This window comes from Rhodoplanes tepidamans, from assembly GCF_030813915.1.
Classification (GTDB): Bacteria; Pseudomonadota; Alphaproteobacteria; order Rhizobiales; family Xanthobacteraceae; genus Rhodoplanes; species Rhodoplanes tepidamans.
Genome location: NZ_JAUSUJ010000010.1, coordinates 90,320 through 107,801, shown reverse-complemented (window position 1 = coordinate 107,801; position 17,482 = coordinate 90,320). Strand labels below are relative to the sequence as shown.

The following is a 17,482-nucleotide window of genomic DNA, read 5'->3' as shown; positions in this document are numbered from 1 at the left end:
AGGAGCGGCGCGATGCAAAAAGGCGACTCAGAGGGGGTGGTCTCGTCTGCATGTTGCGCAACGCAAGATGCGGCAGGCCGCGGCGCTGCGGGAGATTCATCGCACCATCCGGCGTCCCGTCCGTCAAGGGCGGTTGACAGTCCGTGTCATTACCGATTGTCAGGCAACTCGGATCCTGATCGGATGCAAGTTTCCTCCGATGCGGCATCGCACACGGCAATCGTCGGGCTGTACACGCCCGAGGAACGGCGCCGGCGCGACGCGTCGCCATGGACCATCGTGCAGGGGGTGCTCGCCCCGCTGCAGTTCCTCGTCTTCCTGGTCAGCCTCGGCCTCGTGCTGCGCTTCCTCGCCACCGGCGAGGGCTATGTCGCGGCGACCGTCTCGGTCGTGGCCAAGACCGTGATCCTCTACGTGATCATGGTGACGGGCTCGATCTGGGAGAAGGTGGTCTTCGGCAAGTACCTGTTCGCGAAGCCGTTCTTCTGGGAGGACGTGTTCAGCATGCTGGTCCTGGCGCTGCACACGGCCTATCTGGCGGCGCTGGCGACCGATGCCGCCGTCGCCACCCAGATGACGCTGGCGCTCGCCGCCTACGCCACCTACGTCGTCAACGCCACCCAGTTCGTCCTCAAGCTGCGCGCCGCGCGCAAGCAGCAGGAGGCGATGGACGCCGCCGCCAGCCTGGCCGAAGCAGCGCCCGGAGCGGCCCGATGAACGCCATCGCGCCCGCCAGGCCGGCCGCCGAGATCGGGTGCACCGACGCCCCCGTGCTCTACGAGCGCGGCCAGCGCGAGGTGTTCTGCGGGCTCACCGGCATCGTCTGGCTGCACCGCAAGATCCAGGACGCGTTCTTCCTGGTGGTCGGCTCGCGGACCTGCGCGCATCTCCTGCAGTCCGCCGCCGGCGTGATGATCTTCGCCGAGCCGCGCTTCGCCACCGCCATCATCGAGGAGCGCGACCTCGCCGGCCTCGCCGACGCCAATGCCGAGCTCGACCGGGTGGTGACGCGGCTGATCGAGCGGCGGCCCGACATCCGGCTCCTGTTCCTGGTCGGATCCTGCCCGTCCGAGGTGATCAAGCTCGATCTCCACCGTGCCGCGCAGCGGCTCTCGGAGACCTTCGCCCCGAAGGTGCGGATCCTGTCCTGGTCGGGCAGCGGCATCGAGACGACCTTCACCCAGGGCGAGGACGCCTGCCTGTCCGCGCTGGTGCCCGACATGCCGGCCGAGGCGGCCGACGCGCCGCCGTCGCTGCTCGTGGTCGGCGCGCTCGCCGAGGTGGTCGAGGATCAGTTCCTCCGCCTGTTCGCCGAGCTCGGAATCGACCGGGTGCGCTTCTTCCCGCCGCGCCGCTCCGACGACCTGCCGCCGGTCGGCCCGCGCACGAAGCTTCTGCTCGCGCAGCCGTTCCTGGCCGAGACCGCGCGCCTCCTGGAGAAGCGCGGCGCGGCCCGGCTTCCCGCGCCGTTCCCGCTCGGCGTGGAAGGGACGACGGGGTGGATCGGCGCCGCCGCCGAGGCCTTCGGGATCGACGACGCGCGCTTCGACGCGGTCGTGGCGCCGCGGGCCGAGCGGGCTCGCGCCGCGCTCGCCCGCCAGCGCGAGAAGCTCGACGGCAAGAGCCTGTTCTTCTTCCCCGACTCGCAGCTCGAGGTGCCGCTCGCCCGGTTCGCGGCGCGCGAGCTCGGCATGCGCCTCGTCGAGGTCGGCACGCCCTATCTGCATCGCGGCCATCTCGCCGCGGAGCTCGCGCTGCTGCCGGCCGGCACGGCGCTCTCCGAAGGCCAGGACGTCGAGAAGCAGCTCGATCGCGCCCGCGCGGCGCGGCCCGACCTCACGGTGTGCGGGCTCGGCCTCGCCAATCCGCTGGAGGCCGAGGGCCTGGCGACCAAGTGGTCGATCGAGCTCCTGTTCACCCCGGTGCACGGCTTCGAGCAGGCGGCGGATCTGGCCGAGCTGTTCGCCCGCCCGCTCGTCCGCCGCAGCCGGCTGAAGGTGTAGGTGATGCAGCTCACGGTGTGGACATACGAGGCTCCTCCGCATGTCGGCGCGATGCGCATCGCCGCCGCCATGGAGGGCGTCCACTACGTGCTGCACGCGCCGCAGGGCGACACCTATGCCGACCTGCTGTTCACCATGATCGAACGCGCCCGGAAGCGTCCGCCCGTCACCTACACGACCTTCCAGGCCCGCGATCTCGGCGGCGACACCGCCGAGCTGTTCAAGACCTCCGTCAAGGAGGCGTACGAGCGGTTCCGGCCGCAGGCCCTGATGGTCGGTGCCTCCTGCACGGCCGAGCTGATCCAGGACGACCCGGGCGGGCTCGCCCAGGCGCTCGGCCTGCCGGTCCCGGTGGTGCCGCTCGAACTGCCCGCGTACCAGCGCAAGGAGAACTGGGGCGCGGCCGAGACCTTCTACCGTCTCGTCCGCACCCTCGCAGGACCCTCCGTGCCGCCGCCCGGCTCCAAGCGGACGGCACGCGAGCCCGGCGAGCACGCCAGTACATCGGCTCCGCGCTGCAACGTCCTCGGGCCGACCTCGCTCGGCTTCCGGCATCGCGACGACGTTCACGAGATCACCGGTCTGCTCCACCGGCTCGGCATCGCCGTGAACGTCGTCGCGCCCCTCGGCGCGAGCCCGGCCGACCTCGCCCGCCTCGGCGAGGCCGACTTCAACGTCGTCCTCTATCCCGAGATCGCCTACCAGGCGGCGCAGTGGCTCGAGCGCAGCTTCGGGCAGAAGTCCACCAAGGTCGTGCCGATCGGCACCGGCGCGACGATCGACTTCGTCCGCGAGGTGGCGGCGCTGGCCGGCGTCGATCCGGCGCCGGTGCTCGACGGCGTCACGAGCCGGGCGCCGTGGTACGCCCGCTCGGTCGATTCCACCTATCTCACCGGCAAGCGCGTCTTCGTGTTCGGCGACGCCACCCACGCGATCGCCGCCGCCCGCGTCGCGGCGGAGGAGCTCGGCTTCGAGGTGGTCGGGCTCGGCACCTACTCGCGCGAGTTCGGCCGCGAGCTCCGTGCGGCCGCCGCCAAGTACGGCGTCGCGCCGCTGATCACCGACGACTATCTCGAGGTCGAGGAGACGATCGCGGCCGCCCATCCCGAGCTGGTGCTCGGCACCCAGATGGAACGCCACACGGCGAAGCGCCTCGGCGTGCCCTGCGCCGTCATCTCGGCCCCCGTCCACGTTCAGGACTTCCCGGCCCGCTATTCGCCGCAGATGGGCTTCGAGGGCGCGAACGTGCTGTTCGACACCTTCGTCCATCCGCTGATGATGGGGCTGGAGGAGCATCTCCTGCAGATGTTCCGCGAGGACTTCGAGTTCCACGCCGACGCGGCGCCGTCGCATCTCGGCTCGCATGCCGCCCCGGGCGCCCGCGTCGAGGCGCCCGCGTCGGCACCGGCTCCCGAGCCGGTGCCCGCCAACGCCGCGCCCGCCACCGCCGCACTCGCGATCGCGGCGGCCGGTCCTGTTTCCCCGGTCCCGTCCGCAGACGGCGGGCCGGTTTCCGCACCCCCGCTTCGCTGGGCAGCCGACGCCGAGAAGGAACTGCACAAGATTCCCTTCTTCGTGCGTGGCAAGGCCCGCCGCAATACCGAGCGCTTCGCGCAGGATCGCGGCCTGTCCCTGATCACGGTCGAGACATTGTACGATGCGAAAGCGTATTTCAGCCGGTGACCCGACGCCGATCCGCGTCGTCATCGTGACGATGGACAGCCATCTCGCGGGATCGGTGGCGCGCGCCCGCGCCGCCCTGACGCGCGAGCTGCCCGGCCTCGACCTGGTGATGCACGCGGCCGACGAGTGGGCCGGCGACTCCGCGGCGCTGGCGCGCTGCCTCGCCGACATCGCCGCGGCCGACATCGTCGTCGCGACGATGCTGTTCCTCGACGAGCACATCCGCCCGGTGCTGCCCGCCCTGCAGGCACGGCGCGACAGCTGCGACGCGATGGTCTGCGCGCTCGCCGCCGGCGAGGTGGTGCGCCTCACCCGCATGCACAAGTTCAGCATGTCGGGCGAGACCATGGGCGTGCTGAGCCTGCTCAAGCGGCTGCGCGGCAAGAGCTCCGAAGGGCCGGGATCGAACGGCCAGGGGCAGATGAAGATGCTGCGCCAGATCCCGAAGTTCCTGCGCTTCATCCCGGGCACGGCCCAGGATCTGCGCGCCTACTTCCTGGTCCTGCAGTACTGGCTCGCCGGCACCGACGAGAACGTCGCCAATCTCGTGCGCCTGATGGTCGAGCGCTACGCCGACGGCCCGCGCAAGGGCCTGCGGTCCGCCGTGAAGGCGGGCGCGCCGGTCGAGTATCCCGACACCGGGCTCTATCATCCGGCGGTCAAGGGCCGCGTCACCGAGAAGCTCGGCGACCTGCCGGCGGCCGGCCCCAACGGCACGGTCGGCGTGCTGGTGATGCGCTCCTACGTGCTGGCCCGCAACGCGGCCCACTACGACGGCGTCATCGCGGCGCTGGAGGCGAAGGGCCTCAAGGTGATCCCGGCCTTCGCCAGCGGGCTCGACGCGCGGCCCGCCGTCGAGGCCTTCTTCATGAAGGACGGCCGCGCGACCGTCGACGCCGTGGTCTCGCTCACCGGCTTCTCGCTGGTCGGCGGCCCCGCCTACAACGACGCCCGCGCCGCCGCCGAGCTGCTCGCCAGGCTCGACGTGCCCTACATCGCGGCGCATCCGGTCGAGTTCCAGACGCTGGAGCAGTGGCACGCCGATCCGCGCGGCCTGATGCCGGTGGAGGCCACCATGATGGTGGCGATCCCCGAGCTCGACGGCGCCATCTGGCCGATGACCTTCGGGGGCCGCTCGATCCTGGCCGAGACCTCCGGCCCGCGCGACGAGGGCCAGCGCGAGATGACCTCGCATCCCGAGCGCGCCGGCACGCTGGCGGCGCGCGTCGCCAAGCTGGTCGCGCTGCGCCGGGCGAAGCGCGCCGACCGCAAGGTCGCGGTCGTCATCTTCAACTTCCCGCCCAATGCCGGCGCCATCGGCACGGCGGCCTTCCTGTCGGTCTTCGCCTCCCTGCACAACACCCTGAAGGCGATGCGCGACGCCGGCTACACGGTCGACGTCCCGGCGACCGTCGACGATCTGCGCGACGCCATCCTGAAGGGCAATTCCGCGCGCCACGGCAGCGAGGCGAACGTCGCGGCCAGGATCGCGGCCGACGACCATGTGCGGCGCGAGAAGCATCTCGTCGAGATCGAGAAGCAGTGGGGCCCGGCGCCCGGCCGCCATCTCACCGACGGGCGCAGCCTGTTCGTGCTCGGCGAGAGGTTCGGCAACGTCTTCGTCGGCGTGCAGCCCGCCTTCGGCTACGAGGGCGACCCGATGCGGCTCCTGTTCGAGCGCGGATTCGCCCCCACCCACGCCTTCTCGGCCTTCTACCGCTGGATCAAGGAGGACTTCGGGGCGCATGCGGTGCTGCATTTCGGCACCCACGGGGCGCTCGAGTTCATGCCCGGCAAGCAGGCCGGCATGTCGGGCGAGTGCTGGCCCGACCGGCTGATCGGCGACCTGCCGAACTTCTACGTCTACGCCTCCAACAACCCGTCCGAGGGCACGCTCGCCAAGCGCCGGGCCGGCGCCGCGCTGATCAGCTACCTGACGCCGCCGATCACCAATGCCGGCCTCTATCGCGGCCTCCTCGACCTGAAGTCGTCGCTCGACCGCTGGCGGGCGCTCGAGCCCGAGACCGATGCGGAGACCCGCACGGCGCTCGCCGTGCTGCTGCAGGCGCAGGCCTCGGCCGTCAACCTGGCGCCGGCGGAGCCGGCCTGGGGCGACCCGGCGACCGAGATCGGCGCGCTCACCAACAAGGTGCTGGAGCTCGAATACACGCTGATCCCGCACGGCCTGCACGTGGTCGGCGAGGTGCCGACCGAGAGCGAGCGGGCCGAGATGCTCGAGGCCGCCGGCGTCACCGACGCGGTGAAGCGGGCGGAGCTCGACAAGCTGCTCGCCGTCGACCACGAGCTGCCGGCGATCGTCAAGGCGCTCGACGGCCGTTACCTGGCGCCGGCGCCGGGCGGCGACCTCCTGCGCACCACCGACGTGCTGCCGACCGGCCGCAACCTGCACGGCTTCGATCCGTTCCGCATCCCGAGCACCTTCGCGATCCAGGACGGCGCCCGCCAGGCGGAGCGCCTGCTCGCCCGCTGGAAGGCCGACGGCCACGCGGTGCCCGAGACCATCGCCATGGTCCTGTGGGGCACCGACAACCTGAAGACCGAGGGCGGGCCGATCGCCCAGACCCTGTGGCTGATGGGCGCCGAGCCGCGCCACGACAGCTACGGCCGCGTCTGCGGAGCGCGGCTGGTGCCGCTGGAGAAGCTCGGACGGCCGCGCATCGACGTGGTGGTGACGCTGTCGGGCATCTTCCGCGACCTCCTGCCGATGCAGACCAAGCTGCTCGCCGAGGCCGCGCTGCTCGCGGCGAGCGCCGACGAGCCGCCGGAGATGAACTTCGTGCGCAAGCACGCGCTCGCCTATCAGGCGGCCAACGGCGGCGAGATCGCCGAGGCCGCGCTGCGGGTCTTCTCCAACGCCGACGGCGCCTACGGCTCCAACGTCAACCAGCTGATCGACCAGGGCGGCTGGAACGACGAGGACGAGCTCGCCGAGGCCTACATGCGGCGCAAGGGCTTCGCCTACGGGGTCGACGGCAAGCCGGCCCGCCAGGACAAGGTGCTGAGCCACGTGCTGTCGAGCGTGGACCTGACCTATCAGAACCTCGACTCGGTCGAGCTCGGCATCACCACGATCGACCACTACTTCGACACGCTCGGCGGCATCACCCGGGCCGTGCAGCGCGCCCGCGGCACCACGGCGTCCGTCTATATCGGCGACCAGACACGCGGCGAGGGCACGGTGCGCACGCTCGCCGAGCAGGTGGCGCTGGAGACCCATACGCGCGCCCTCAATCCGAAATGGTACGAGGCGCTGCTCGCGCACGGCTACGAAGGCGTGCGCAACATCGAGGCCCAGGTCACCAACACGCTCGGCTGGTCGGCGACCACGGGCCAGGTGGCGCCGTGGGTGTACGAGCAGCTGACCCAGACCTTCATGCTCGACGAGAAGATGCGGCGTCGCCTGGCCGACCTCAATCCGGTCGCCTCGGCGAAAGTCGCACACCGGCTCCTCGAGGCCCACGAGCGTCGCTACTGGACGCCCGACGAGGCCATGCTGGACGCGCTGCGCCGCGCCGGCGAGGAGCTCGAGGACCGCCTGGAAGGTGTCGACCAAGGAGCCGCCGCATGACCGTCATCCCCCGACCGTCGGATCTCGCCGGAGAGCCCGTGCCGCAGGAGGTCTGCGGGTCCTGCACGGCCGCCGAAACTGCGGGCCGCGAGGACGGCGAGGGCAGCGTCCAGGTCCAGCTCGACCCGCGCGTCCAGATCGGCACCGCCAAGGTGTTCGCCGTCTACGGCAAGGGCGGCATCGGCAAGTCGACGACCTCGTCGAACCTGTCGGTGGCGTTCTCCAAGCTCGGCAAGCGGGTGCTGCAGATCGGCTGCGATCCCAAGCACGATTCGACGTTCACGCTGACCAAGTGCCTGGTGCCGACCGTCATCGACATCCTCGAATCCGTGAACTTCCACTCCGAAGAGCTGCGGATGGAGGACTTCGTCTACGAGGGCTACAACGGCGTGATGTGCGTCGAGGCCGGCGGCCCGCCCGCCGGCACCGGCTGCGGCGGCTACGTGGTCGGCCAGACCGTGAAGCTCCTCAAGGAGCACCACCTGCTCGACGACACCGACGTGGTGGTGTTCGACGTGCTGGGCGACGTGGTGTGCGGCGGCTTCGCGGCGCCGCTCCAGCACGCCGACCGCGCCCTGATCGTGACGGCCAACGACTTCGACTCGATCTTCGCCATGAACCGCATCGCCGCGGCCATCCAGGCGAAGGCCAAGAACTACAAGGTGCGGGTCGGCGGCGTGATCGCCAACCGCTCCGCCGCGACCGACGAGATCGACCGCTTCTGCGGCCGCACCGGGCTGAGGACGCTCGCCCATATCCGCGACCTCGACGTGGTCCGCCGCAGCCGCCTGAAGAAGTCGACGCTGTTCGAGATGGATCCGAGCGACGAGGTGATCGCGGTGCAGAACGAGTATCTGCAGCTCGCCGAGAAGCTCTGGGCCGGGGTCGATCCGCTGACGCCGACGCCGCTGAAGGATCGCGAGATCTTCGACCTGCTGGGATACGACTGATCGGGGGACGTGCGCGACCGGCGCATGCCGGCGCGGCACACGAAGGACAGGCACACGAAGGACAGGGACCAGGACACCGGCGATGCAGAGCGGGACCTACCAGGAGCGACGCGGCGAGATCGAGGCCTATTTCGATCGCACGGCGGCCGACGCCTGGGCGCGGCTCACCTCGGACGCGCCGGTCTCCGGCATCCGGGCGACGGTGCGCAAGGGCCGCGACGACATGCGCGCGACGCTGCTCTCGTGGCTGCCCGACGACCTCTCCGGCCGCCGCATCCTCGACGCCGGCTGCGGTCCCGGCATGCTGTCGATCGAGGCGGCGCGCCGCGGGGCCGAGGTGGTCGCCATCGACCTCTCGCCGACGCTGCTCGACCTCGCCCGTGAGCGAATCCCGCGCGATCTCGCCGGTAAGGTGACGTTCGTGGCCGGCGACATGCTGTCGCCCGACTTCGGCCGCTTCGACCACGTCGTCGCGATGGACTCGCTGATCCACTACCGGGCCGAGGACGCGGCGCGCGCGATCGCCGGTCTGGTCGCCCGCACCGACCGGTCGATGGTGTTCACCTTCGCGCCGCGCACGCCGGCGCTCGCCATGATGCACTTCGTCGGCGGCTTCTTCCCGCGCAGCGATCGGGCGCCCTCGATCGAGCCGGTCCGCGAGGAGCGGCTGCGCGAGCTGATCGCCGCCGAGCCGGCCTTCGCGGGCTGGCGCACCGGCCGCACGCGGCGCATCGCGGTCGGGTTCTACACGTCGCAAGCCCTGGAGTTGCTGCCGTCATGACGACCAAACGGCGCGTCGGAAAAACCGGAAACGCATTCCTGGCGATCCTCGGGACGCTCGGGCCGCAGTTCCTGCCGTTCGCCGACGTCTCCACCAAGGAGCTGCCGATGAGCCGGCTGCTCCGGCTGTCGCTGTTCCAGGTGTCGGTCGGCATGGCGATGGTGCTGCTCAACGGCACCCTCAACCGCGTCATGATCGTCGAGATGGGCGTGCCGAGCTGGCTGGTCGCCCTGATGGTGTCGCTGCCGCTGGTGTTCGCGCCGTTCCGCGCGCTGATCGGCTTCAAGTCCGACAATCGCCGCTCGGCGCTGGGCTGGCGCCGCGTCCCCTACATCTGGGGCGGCACGATGCTGCAGTTCGGCGGCTTCGCTATCATGCCGTTCGCGCTCCTGATCCTCACCGGCGACTCGCACGGGCCCACCTGGATCGGCCATCTCGGCGCCGCGCTCGCCTTCCTGCTGGTCGGCGCCGGCCTGCACACCACCCAGACGGCGGGCCTGGCGCTCGCCACCGACCTCGCGCCCGAGGACAAGCGGCCGCGCGTCGTCGCCTTCCTCTACGTGATGCTGCTCGTCGGCATGGTCGGGGCCTCGCTGGTCTACGGCCAGTGGCTCACCGACTTCAGCCCGCTGCGCCTGATCCAGATGATCCAGGGCGCCGCGCTGGTCACCATGATCCTCAACAGCGTGGCGCTGTGGAAGCAGGAGCCGCGCGACCCGTCGCGCACCCGGCGCGACGGGCCCACGCCGTCGTTCCGCGAGTCCTGGCAGGCGTTCTGCCGGGGCGGACGATCGACCCGCGTGCTGGTCGCCGTCGGCTGCGGCACCGCGGGTTTCTCCATGCAGGACATCCTGCTCGAGCCTTACGGCGGGCAGGTCCTGCATCTCACGGTCGGGGCCACCACGGCGCTGACCGCCCTGATGTCGGCCGGCAGCCTGTTCGGCTTCGGGCTCGCCGCACGCCTGCTCTCCCGCGGCGTCGATCCCTACCGTCTCGCCGGCTGGGGGGCGGTCGCCGGCGTCGTGGCGTTCTCGGCCGTCATCTTCTCGGCGCCCACCGATTCGCCGATGCTGTTCCGGGTCGGCACGGCGCTGATCGGCTTCGGCGCCGGGCTGTTCTCGGTCGGCACCCTCACGGCGGCGATGTCGCTCGGCCGCGAGGGCGAGAGCGGGCTGGCGCTCGGCGCCTGGGGCGCCGTGCAGGCGACCTCGGCCGGGCTCGCCATCGCGATCGGCGGCGCCATCCGCGACGTCGTCGCGGATCTCGCCACCAGCGGCCGGCTGGGGGCGGCGCTCTCCGACGTCTCGGCCGCCTACGGCTTCGTCTACCACATCGAAATCGGACTGCTGTTCATCACCCTGATTGCCATCGGACCGCTCGTTCGTCCCGCGGGCGAGAAAGGGCAATCTTCCCTGAAGTTCGGTCTGGCCGAATTTCCCGGCTAGCCGTCATTGCGCGGAGGTCTTTCATGCAAACCGGCGCCTTCACTGGATACATGGACGTCGCCCAAGTCGTTCTCTACGCCTTCTGGATCTTTTTCGCCGGGCTGATTTTCTATCTCCGGCGCGAGGACAAGCGCGAAGGCTACCCGCTCGATTCCGATCGCACCGTCGCCTCGGGCGGGCAGGTCGAGGTGGTCGGCTGGCCGCGGCCGCCGGAGCCCAAGACCTATCTGCTGGCGAGCGGCGCCACCGTCACGGTGCCGTCCTACGCGCCGCTGGTGATCGACACCCGCGTCCGGCCCGGCCCGCATGCCGGCTCGCCGTTCGAGCCGGTCGGCGACCCGATGAAGACCGGCGTCGGCCCGGCCGCCTATGCGGACCGCGCCGATCATCCGGATCTCACCTGGGAAGGCGAGAACCGCATCGTGCCGCTGCGCGTCGCCACCGACCACTGGGTCGAGGAGAACGATCCCGATCCGCGCGGCATGACCGTGATCGCGGCCGACGGCGAAGCCGCCGGGGTGGTCACCGAGCTGTGGATCGACCGCGCCGAGCCGATCGTGCGCTACTACGAGGTGGCGCTCGGCGGCAAGGGCGGCAAGACCGTGATGCTGCCGGCCGTGTTCGCCTATGTGCACGCGGACCGCAAGGAGCTCTCGGTCCCGGCCGTGCTGGCGAGCCAGTTCGCCGGCGTCCCGTCGATCAAGAGCCCGAACCAGATCACGGCGCTCGAGGAGGACAAGATCTCGGCCTACTTCGCCGGCGGCAAGCTGTACGCCACCCCGGAACGGGCGGAGCCGCTGCTGTGAGATGGCTGAAGCCCTGGGCACCCCGGCCCCTGCCGGAGTCTCTTCCCGACGGTGAGGAGATCCTCTGGCGGGGCGCGCCGCTGCTGGCGCCGCTGGCCGTGCACGTCTTCCACGTCCGGAAGGTCGCCGTCTATTTCGCGGCGATCGTCCTGTGGGTCGGCGCGGCCAGCTATGCGGACGGGGGCTCCCTCGCGGGGGCCGTCGTCGCGGCCTTGTGGGTGGTGCCGCTCGCGCTCGCCGCGGTCGGCATCCTGGGGCTGTTCGCCTATCTGGTCCGGCGGACCACGACCTACACGATCACGTCCCGCCGGATCGTCCTGCAATACGGCGTCGCCTTTCCGATGACCCTGAACATTCCGTTCAAGCACATCGGCTCGGCGGCGCTGCGCCTCTATCGCGACGGCTCGGGCGACATCCCGGTGGTCCTCACCGGCGGCACCAAGATCGCCTATCCGATCCTGTGGCCGCACGCCCGGCCGTGGCACCTGCGGCGGCCGCAGCCGATGCTGCGCGTCGTCGCGGAGGCCGCGCAGGTCGCCGAGCTCCTCGCCCGTGCGCTCGCCGCGCGGTCGGGAGCCGAGCGTCCGCCGGCGGGCGCCGACGCGTCGAGCCCCGCAACACCGGATCTGCCGCAGGCCTCGAGCGCCGCGGCGTGACACGGAGCGCCTCATGAGCGACCTCGCGCGCCGGCCGTTCCCGCGCGGCCCGCTGCTCGGTGCAGCGGCCCTGCTGGTCTTCGTGCTGGTCGCGGTCGGGGTCTCGCGCGGCGTCGGAACGGTGCCGACCGGGGCGCCGCCCGATCCCGCGGCCGCCGTGGCGGTGGCGATGCGCGACCTGCGCTTCGTCGACCGGCCGGACGGCACCGTGGCGGTGGTCGACGCGGCCGACGGGCGCACCGTCGGCGCGCTCGCCTCCGGCCAGGACAATTTCATTCGCGGCACGCTACGCGGCTTCGCCCGCGAGCGCCGGCGCCAGGACATCGGCGTCGAGCTGCCGTTCCGTCTCACCCGGTGGACCGACGGGCGCCTGTCGCTCGACGACCCGAGCACCGGGCGGCATGTCGAGCTGTCGGCCTTCGGCGTCACCAATGCCGAGGCGTTCGGCCGCTTCCTCCAGGGACGGGACGGAGCCCGATGATCGGAGCATGGAAACGCGGACGGCGCGTCGTCGAGGTGCCGTGCACGATCGAGATCGAGCGGACGGCGGACAGCCTGCACGCTCATGTGGACCTCCAGGGGATAGAGATCGAGCCGGGCGACGAGGTGATCGTCCACGACGCCCCGACGTCGATCCCTTTCGGCGAGAGCACCATCGTCCACAGCCGGGCCACCGTGGTCCTGGCCGGACGGGTGGAGCGCCTGATGGCGCGCCTCGCCGGGTACTTCGAGCTGACCGAACTCTACGAAGTCGGCTTTTCCCCCGGGAGGACCAAATGATACCGATGGAAGGCGGCGCCGGAGCGATCCGGATGACGACGGATCCGGCGAGCACGACGGATCTGGCCAGGCAGGACACGATCCTGAGCCCGCGATTCTACACCACCGACTACGGTGCCATGGACCGGCTCGACGTCAGCGCGGTGCGGGCCGAGTGGGAGGCGATGCTGGCGGAGCTGCGCGCCGACCACAACAAGGGCCACTTCACCCGCGATGCCGAATGGAAGGCCGACCTCGATGCTCTGCCCGACGGGCTGCGCCAGGAGTTCGTCGACTTCCTCGTCTCGTCGCTCACCGCCGAGTTCTCCGGCTGCGTGCTCTATGCCGAGATCAAGAAGCGCATCAAGAATCCCGACGTGCGCGATCTCTTCACCTACATGAGCCGCGACGAGGCGCGCCACGCCGGCTTCATCAACGACGCGCTGAAGGACTTCGGCATCGGGGTCGATCTCGGCTTCCTCAGCCGCGCCAAGAAGTACACGTATTTCCGGCCGAAGTTCATCTTCTACGCGACCTATCTGTCGGAGAAGATCGGCTACGCCCGCTACATCACCATCTATCGCCAGCTCGAGCGCCACCCCGACCGCCGCTTCCATCCGATCTTCAAGTGGTTCGAGAAGTGGTGCAACGACGAGTTCCGCCACGGCGAAGCCTTCGCGCTGCTGATGCGCGCCGATCCGAGCCTGATCTCCGGGCTCAACAAGCTGTGGATCCGGTTCTTCCTGCTCGCCGTGTTCGCCACGATGTATGTGCGCGACCACATGCGGCCGGAGTTCCACAAGGCGATCGGGATGGACCCGACGACCTACGACTTCGAGGTGTTCCGCAAGACGACCGAGATCTCCCGCCAGGTCTTTCCGCTCGAGCTCGACATCGACCGGCCCGAGTTCAAGGCCGGCCTCGACACGCTGTGGCGGATCGCCGAGGACGGCGCGGCGGCACGCGCGCGCGGCGGCCTCGTCGGCGCACTCAGCCGGGTCCGCCTCGGCGCCGTCGGCGCCTGGACGCTGGCCCGGCTCTATCTGCTGCCCGTGAAGCCCAACACCCTGCCGGAGCGGGTGCGTCTCGCTCCCGCCTGGTAGCGACCGAGGATCCGCCGCGTGACCCATTACGGCATCCCGATCCTGTACACCCTGTTCGTGTGGTGGTTCAGCACGGGCGTGATCCTGTTCCTCGACGGGCTGCCGCGGAAGACGTTCCCGTACAGCATCGCGGCCGCCGCGGTGCTGTACTGCCTCGCGCTGTGGGGGATCGCGGCGTCGAGCCACGACATGACCGTGTTCGGCGCCTACTGCACCTTCACATGCGGGCTGATCGTCTGGGGCTTCAACGAGATCACGTTCCTGATGGGCTACGTCACCGGGCCGCGCACCACCGCGTGCCCGCCGGGCTGCAAGGGGTGGCGCCACTTCGTCCACGCGGTCGAGGCGATCCTGTATCACGAGATCGGGATCATCGTGTCGGCCGTGCTGGTCGCCGCGGCGAGCTGGGGCGAGCCCAACCAGGTCGGCACCTGGACCTTCATGATCCTGTGGCTGATGCGGCTCTCGACCAAGCTCAACATCTTCCTCGGCGTGCCCAATCTCACCGAGGAGTTCCTGCCCGACCATCTCGCCTACATGAAGGGCTACTTCCGCAAGCGGCCGATGAACTGGCTGTTCCCGTTCACCGTCACGGCGTCGACCGTGATCGCCACGGTGCTGGCCGTGCAGGCTTCGCAGCTCGCCGCCACGGATCCGCACCAGGCCGCCGGCCTCACCTTCGTCGTCACCCTGATGGTACTGGCGATCCTGGAGCACTGGTTCCTGGTGATGCCGATGTCGGTGGTGCCGCTGTGGCGCTGGGGCCTGAAGTCGCGCGAGTGGTTCCGCCGCCTCGACCCGCGCCGCAACGGCTCGCGCCGGGCCGGCCGGCGCGCCGGCGGCCGGCCGCGGGCCGACGACGTCGCCATGGCGGCCGGTCCGGAGGCGGCGCTCCGCGAGGGCGCAGCGGCGCCGGCCGAGCCGGCCCGCCGGGCCCGTCGCGTCGTCCGCACCGGCGCCACCACCCTGACCGTGACGCTCGACCGCACGCCCGACGAGCGCGCCCTGCGGGTCCGGCCCGCCCCCGTGGCGGTGCCGCCGCACGGGTAGGGAGGGCGGAGCTCGGCTCGCCCGGAGGTGCGTCCAGGCCTTACCGGCGCCGCGGCCTGAGCGGCGTGCCCTCGTAGAGCGCAGCGACCGGGCAGGCGAGGCCGAACCCGGGCAGCGACAGCGTCTCCTCGTCCGGGCCCAGGGTCTGCGCGATCCAGCCCTCGGCGCCGCGCGAAAAGACCCGCACCTCGATCCGCTCCTGCTCGACGATCAGCACGGCCTCGCAGGCGGGATGCGCGAGATAGATGTCCCGCTTCACCTCGATCCAGGCGCGGTCGGTGCCGGGCACGCGCACGTCGTCGGAGTCGGAGACGATCTCGGCGAGCAGGAAGGCGCGTTCGACGAAGCGCTGGCCGGCCGCGTAGTCGGCGTCGATCACGCCGACGTCGGGCTCGGGGCGGAAGTCGCCCGAGCCGAGATCGAGGCCGGGACGCTGGGTCGCGAGGCGGGTGCGGTCGTGGCCGGCGAGGGCGTCGTTCAGCAGCCGTTCGAGGTTTCCGGCGATGCGGTTGTGGGCGATCGTCGGTGGCGTCATCATCATCGGAACACCGGCGATCAGCTCCCAGCGCTCGTGATCGGGGCGGCCGTCCTGGAACCGGCGGAACGCCTCGCCCGACATCCGCCCGGGTCGTGCCGGCTCGTGAGGTTCGACACCCATCGCAGGCTCCGCAGGTCCGCGTCGCTCGGCCCGGCACCGTAAGCCATGACGGGCACGGCGACAACGCGACGGCCAGCCGACGGCGACAGCCCGGCCGAAAAAGAAAACGCCCCGGCGGAGTGTCCGCGCGGGGCGTTTCGATCGGTGACGGCGCGGTCGGGACCGGCCCGGCGTCCGCCTCAGCTCGCGGCCGGGGCCTCGGCCTTCTCGGCGACGGCCTTCTTGGAGACCTGGCGCTTGAGCAGCAGGGCACGCGGCGACAGCTCGGTGTCGCGGGCCTTGAGCAGGAAGGCGTCGAGGCCGCCCCGGTGGTCGACGCTCTTCAGCGCGTTGGCCGAGATGCGCAGCCGCACGCCCCGTCCGAGCGCCTCGGACTGCAGCGTGACGTTCACCAGGTTCGGCAGGAAGCGCCGCTTGGTCTTGATGTTGGAATGGCTGACCGTGTGGCCGACGAGCGCCCCTTTCCCGGTCAGTTCGCATCGTCGCGACATGGAAACCTCGATGATCTGTAATTCCGCCCATCCACGCGCGCGCGGGACCGGACGCGAGCGAAGCTCGATCTGGGATCGCGGACGTATAGAGAGGGCGGGCGGGGGCGTCAAGCGTCCGCCCGGCCGAAAGCACGGTCGTTTCGGGCCGGTCCACCCTGCGGAAACATCATAGAAACGACGTATTCGACCCCGACACAGGTCGGGCTGCCGCCCATCGCCAAACGCCCTGCGAGGATCCGACCCACGTGTCGTCCGGCCGTCTCGCCACCCGCCCGCTCCTCTGCGTACTGGCCGCGATCGCCGGCCTCGGCGGTGCGGAGCCGGCCATGGCGCAGGGCAAGCTCGACGCCCGTTACGTCGCGACGCTGGCCGGCATTCCGATCGGTCGCGGCGCCTGGGTGATCGACATCGCCGACGACCAGTACACGGCGGCGGCGAGCGGCACCACGGCCGGCATCGTGCGCCTGTTCGCCAGCGGGCAGGGGTCGAGCGCCTCGCGCGGCCATGTCCGCAACGGCAATCTCTCACCGTCCACCTACGCGTCCAGCCTCACCTCGGACAAGAAGTCCGAGGAGCTGCGCATCGTGCTGCAGAACGGCACCGTCAAGGACGTCTCGGTCGAGCCGCCCTCGCCGCCGCAGCCCGAGCGCCTGCCGGTCACCGACGCGCATCGCCGCGGCGTCACCGACCCGATGAGCGCGGCACTGATCCGGGTGCCGGGCGCCGCCCAGCCGGTCGGTCCGGAGGCCTGCGCCCGCAAGCTGGCGATCTTCGACGGCCGGATGCGGTTCGATCTGCAGCTGTCGTTCAAGCGGCTCGAGACGGTGCGGGCCGAGCGTGGCTATGCCGGGCCGGTGGCGGTCTGCGCCGTCGCCTTCCGGCCGATCGCCGGCTACGTGCCGGACCGGCCCGCGATCACCTATCTGACGCGCCAGCGCGAGATCGAGGCCTGGATGGCGCCGCTCGCCGGCACCCGCGTGGTGGTGCCCTACAAGATCATGATCCCGACGCCGTTCGGCCTCGGCGTGCTGGAGGCGACCCAGTTCGTCTCGCTGCCGAGCTCCACCCGGCCGACCCCGACCAGCGCGCGCATTCCCTGAGCCGCGCACCCGATTCGCCGCCGCGTTAACTGTCGGGCTGCGAGACCGGCCGGAGCCGATTCGTCCCGCCACACGATGCAGGGGGTGCGGCCGTCGCGGTCGCGAGATGTGGGAGAGAACGAATCTCGACTCGGTGCGAGTCAGCGATTCGGCCGCGATTCGTTCGAGAGTCGTTCCAAGGACTTAACCGGGGTCGCCGCAGGCGGGCCGAAACGTCGCATTCCGGGACAGGAGATCGGTAAAACGGTCCGGGATCGGGCCGCCGATGGCGAGGCGAGGCTTGGGTGCGCCGGCGAAAGCGGCTAAGAGAGGACCGCCGGTCCACGCCTCACGGTGGAAGGACGCGGATTGCCACGGGGGCGCCGGCAGCCCGCGGGGTCGCGGCAGGCGCGACGCGCCTTCCGGAAA

The 17,482-nt window shown here is 70.8% G+C and carries 16 protein-coding genes; 14 read left to right on the top strand and 2 right to left on the bottom strand.

Going from position 1 to position 17,482, the window contains the following annotated elements; translation table 11 throughout:
• Positions 1-183 precede the first annotated feature (183 nt).
• The 13 genes from bchF to puhE all read left to right on the top strand — a co-directional run bounded on the left by bchF (position 184) and on the right by puhE (position 14,825).
• Positions 184-717, top strand: coding sequence for a 2-vinyl bacteriochlorophyllide hydratase (gene bchF / locus J2S22_RS13665; protein ID WP_272775440.1), 534 nt, complete (start codon positions 184-186; stop codon positions 715-717).
• The gene (locus J2S22_RS13660; RefSeq protein WP_272775439.1) at positions 714-2,003 is read left to right on the top strand and encodes a ferredoxin:protochlorophyllide reductase (ATP-dependent) subunit N; all 1,290 of its coding nucleotides are present in this window, start codon (positions 714-716) and stop codon (positions 2,001-2,003) included. The genes bchF and J2S22_RS13660 overlap by 4 nt, the downstream gene beginning before the upstream one ends.
• 3 nt (positions 2,004-2,006) lie before the next feature.
• Entirely contained in the window at positions 2,007-3,686 is a 1,680-nt protein-coding gene (gene bchB, locus J2S22_RS13655; RefSeq protein ID WP_272775438.1) for a ferredoxin:protochlorophyllide reductase (ATP-dependent) subunit B, read from the top strand.
• Positions 3,661-7,275, top strand: a complete 3,615-nt coding sequence (locus tag J2S22_RS13650; protein WP_272775437.1) for a magnesium chelatase subunit H — start codon at positions 3,661-3,663, stop codon at positions 7,273-7,275. The genes bchB and J2S22_RS13650 overlap by 26 nt, the downstream gene beginning before the upstream one ends.
• Positions 7,272-8,225 (top strand): ferredoxin:protochlorophyllide reductase (ATP-dependent) iron-sulfur ATP-binding protein, encoded by a 954-nt coding sequence (gene bchL / locus J2S22_RS13645; RefSeq protein WP_272775436.1) that lies wholly within the window; start codon positions 7,272-7,274, stop codon positions 8,223-8,225. Before J2S22_RS13650 ends, bchL begins: the two co-directional genes overlap by 4 nt.
• 82 nt (positions 8,226-8,307) lie before the next feature.
• Positions 8,308-9,006, top strand: a complete 699-nt coding sequence (gene bchM, locus J2S22_RS13640; protein ID WP_272775435.1) for a magnesium protoporphyrin IX methyltransferase — start codon at positions 8,308-8,310, stop codon at positions 9,004-9,006.
• Complete coding sequence (locus J2S22_RS13635) at positions 9,003-10,451, top strand: BCD family MFS transporter (protein WP_370878207.1); 1,449 nt, start codon at positions 9,003-9,005, stop codon at positions 10,449-10,451. The genes bchM and J2S22_RS13635 overlap by 4 nt, the downstream gene beginning before the upstream one ends.
• Positions 10,452-10,474: 23 nt before the next feature.
• A complete protein-coding gene (gene puhA, locus J2S22_RS13630; protein ID WP_272775434.1) occupies positions 10,475-11,257 on the top strand; it encodes a photosynthetic reaction center subunit H in 783 nt (260 codons plus the stop codon).
• Positions 11,254-11,913, top strand: a complete 660-nt coding sequence (puhB, locus tag J2S22_RS13625) for a photosynthetic complex putative assembly protein PuhB (protein WP_272775433.1) — start codon at positions 11,254-11,256, stop codon at positions 11,911-11,913. The genes puhA and puhB overlap by 4 nt, the downstream gene beginning before the upstream one ends.
• Positions 11,914-11,926: 13 nt before the next feature.
• Complete coding sequence (gene puhC, locus J2S22_RS13620; protein ID WP_272775432.1) at positions 11,927-12,394, top strand: photosynthetic complex assembly protein PuhC; 468 nt, start codon at positions 11,927-11,929, stop codon at positions 12,392-12,394.
• On the top strand, positions 12,391-12,693 hold the full coding sequence (locus tag J2S22_RS13615; protein WP_272775431.1) for an O2-dependent cyclase accessory protein: 303 nt from the start codon (positions 12,391-12,393) through the stop codon (positions 12,691-12,693). Before puhC ends, J2S22_RS13615 begins: the two co-directional genes overlap by 4 nt.
• On the top strand, positions 12,690-13,775 hold the full coding sequence (gene acsF / locus J2S22_RS13610; RefSeq protein ID WP_272775430.1) for a magnesium-protoporphyrin IX monomethyl ester (oxidative) cyclase: 1,086 nt from the start codon (positions 12,690-12,692) through the stop codon (positions 13,773-13,775). Before J2S22_RS13615 ends, acsF begins: the two co-directional genes overlap by 4 nt.
• Positions 13,776-13,793: 18 nt before the next feature.
• The gene (puhE, locus tag J2S22_RS13605) at positions 13,794-14,825 is read left to right on the top strand and encodes a putative photosynthetic complex assembly protein PuhE (protein ID WP_272775429.1); all 1,032 of its coding nucleotides are present in this window, start codon (positions 13,794-13,796) and stop codon (positions 14,823-14,825) included.
• Positions 14,826-14,865: 40 nt separating this feature from the next.
• Here the strand turns inward: puhE and J2S22_RS13600 are convergent, their stop codons facing one another.
• Positions 14,866-15,483, bottom strand: coding sequence for a Uma2 family endonuclease (locus tag J2S22_RS13600; protein ID WP_272775428.1), 618 nt, complete (start codon positions 15,481-15,483; stop codon positions 14,866-14,868).
• Between the two features lie 179 nt (positions 15,484-15,662).
• Positions 15,663-15,974 (bottom strand): 50S ribosomal protein L28, encoded by a 312-nt coding sequence (rpmB, locus tag J2S22_RS13595; protein WP_272775427.1) that lies wholly within the window; start codon positions 15,972-15,974, stop codon positions 15,663-15,665.
• Positions 15,975-16,219: 245 nt separating this feature from the next.
• Here rpmB and J2S22_RS13590 point away from each other — a divergent pair, with 245 nt between their 5' ends.
• Positions 16,220-17,074, top strand: coding sequence for a DUF3108 domain-containing protein (locus J2S22_RS13590; RefSeq protein ID WP_272775426.1), 855 nt, complete (start codon positions 16,220-16,222; stop codon positions 17,072-17,074).
• The last annotated feature ends 408 nt before the right edge of the window (positions 17,075-17,482 follow it).

What these genes read in the sequence shown, in the direction of transcription:
- bchF (WP_272775440.1), top strand. Translation starts at nt 184, where the DNA reads ATGCAAGTTTCCTCCGATGCGGCATCGCACACGGCAATCGTCGGGCTG.
- J2S22_RS13660 (WP_272775439.1), top strand. Translation starts at nt 714, where the DNA reads ATGAACGCCATCGCGCCCGCCAGGCCGGCCGCCGAGATCGGGTGCACC.
- bchB (WP_272775438.1), top strand. Translation starts at nt 2,007, where the DNA reads ATGCAGCTCACGGTGTGGACATACGAGGCTCCTCCGCATGTCGGCGCG.
- J2S22_RS13650 (WP_272775437.1), top strand. Translation starts at nt 3,661, where the DNA reads ATGCGAAAGCGTATTTCAGCCGGTGACCCGACGCCGATCCGCGTCGTC.
- bchL (WP_272775436.1), top strand. Translation starts at nt 7,272, where the DNA reads ATGACCGTCATCCCCCGACCGTCGGATCTCGCCGGAGAGCCCGTGCCG.
- bchM (WP_272775435.1), top strand. Translation starts at nt 8,308, where the DNA reads ATGCAGAGCGGGACCTACCAGGAGCGACGCGGCGAGATCGAGGCCTAT.
- J2S22_RS13635 (WP_370878207.1), top strand. Translation starts at nt 9,003, where the DNA reads ATGACGACCAAACGGCGCGTCGGAAAAACCGGAAACGCATTCCTGGCG.
- puhA (WP_272775434.1), top strand. Translation starts at nt 10,475, where the DNA reads ATGCAAACCGGCGCCTTCACTGGATACATGGACGTCGCCCAAGTCGTT.
- puhC (WP_272775432.1), top strand. Translation starts at nt 11,927, where the DNA reads ATGAGCGACCTCGCGCGCCGGCCGTTCCCGCGCGGCCCGCTGCTCGGT.
- J2S22_RS13615 (WP_272775431.1), top strand. Translation starts at nt 12,391, where the DNA reads ATGATCGGAGCATGGAAACGCGGACGGCGCGTCGTCGAGGTGCCGTGC.
- acsF (WP_272775430.1), top strand. Translation starts at nt 12,690, where the DNA reads ATGATACCGATGGAAGGCGGCGCCGGAGCGATCCGGATGACGACGGAT.
- J2S22_RS13600 (WP_272775428.1), bottom strand. Translation starts at nt 15,483, where the DNA reads ATGGGTGTCGAACCTCACGAGCCGGCACGACCCGGGCGGATGTCGGGC.
- rpmB (WP_272775427.1), bottom strand. Translation starts at nt 15,974, where the DNA reads ATGTCGCGACGATGCGAACTGACCGGGAAAGGGGCGCTCGTCGGCCAC.